This window comes from Kurthia huakuii LAM0618, from assembly GCF_000505545.1.
GTDB lineage: Bacteria > Bacillota > Bacilli > Bacillales_A > Planococcaceae > Kurthia > Kurthia huakuii.
In genome coordinates this window covers 1-1,047 of the sequence record NZ_AYTB01000053.1, presented here as the reverse complement: position 1 = coordinate 1,047, position 1,047 = coordinate 1, and the positions used below count along the sequence as shown (strand labels likewise).

1 protein-coding gene is annotated in these 1,047 nt (G+C 37.3%); it reads left to right on the top strand.

The features are described 5' to 3' along the window. On the top strand, positions 1-1,014 hold a 1,014-nt coding region (tnpB, locus tag V514_RS0118590; protein ID WP_029501254.1), incomplete at its 5' end, for an IS200/IS605 family element RNA-guided endonuclease TnpB. Positions 1,015-1,047 lie beyond the last annotated feature (33 nt).

The window sequence follows — 1,047 nt, the reverse complement described above, 5'->3', positions numbered from 1 at the left end:
GAAGAAGGAAAAGGGTTGAATCGTTCCATTATGTCCAAAATGCTCACAAAGCTGAAAAAACAAGATGAAACGGCATGGCTACGCAACGTAGATAGTGTGGCATTACAAGCCTCTTATGAAAATTTAATAGACGCTTTTAAACGTTTTTTTAAAAAGCAAAATAAATATCCACGCTTCAAAAGTAAAAAGAATCCAGTTCAAAGTTATACAACGAAGAATACGAATAACAATATTGCGATTGTCGGTAATCAAATGAAGCTACCAAAATTAGGACTTGTAAAGTTTGTAAAATCGCGTGAAATTGAAGGGCGTATTTTAAAGGCGACAATCAAATATAATGCGAGTGGTAAGTTTTACGTGTCTGTCCTATGTGAAGTACCAGACTTTAAGCCATTGCCTAAAACAAATGAAACTGTAGGAATTGATTTAGGTATCACCGATTTTGCGGTTCTGTCCGATGGACGTAAAGTGGATAACCAACGCTTTACAGCCAAAATGGAACAGAAGTTAAAACGTGAGCAGCGCAAGTTATCACGTCGCTACGAACAAGCGAAAAAAGAATGTCGTGACTTGCGTGAATGTATGAACTATCAAAAACAACGTCGTAAAGTAGCTTGTTTGCGTGAGCGTGTTGCTTTTCAACGTGAAGATTTTTTAAACAAGCTATCAACGGAATTGATTCGTCAATATGACGTCATTTGCTTAGAGGACTTAAATACCAAAGGTATGATGAAAAATCATAAGTTGGCAAAAGCGATAGCGGATGTGTCATGGTCTGAATTTGTGACCAAGCTAAAATATAAGGCGAAATGGCTCGATAGAAAAATTGTCGAAATCGACAGATTCTATCCATCGAGCCAAATTTGTCATACTTGCAGTCATCGAGATGGCAAGAAACCATTAGATATTCGTGTATGGACTTGTTCATCTTGTGGTACGACACTAGACCGAGATATTAATGCAAGTAAGAATATCTTAATCGAAGGGTTAAGACTTTTAAAGCAACAACCGTAGGAACTACGGGGATAGCCTACTAAAAAAGTGAAG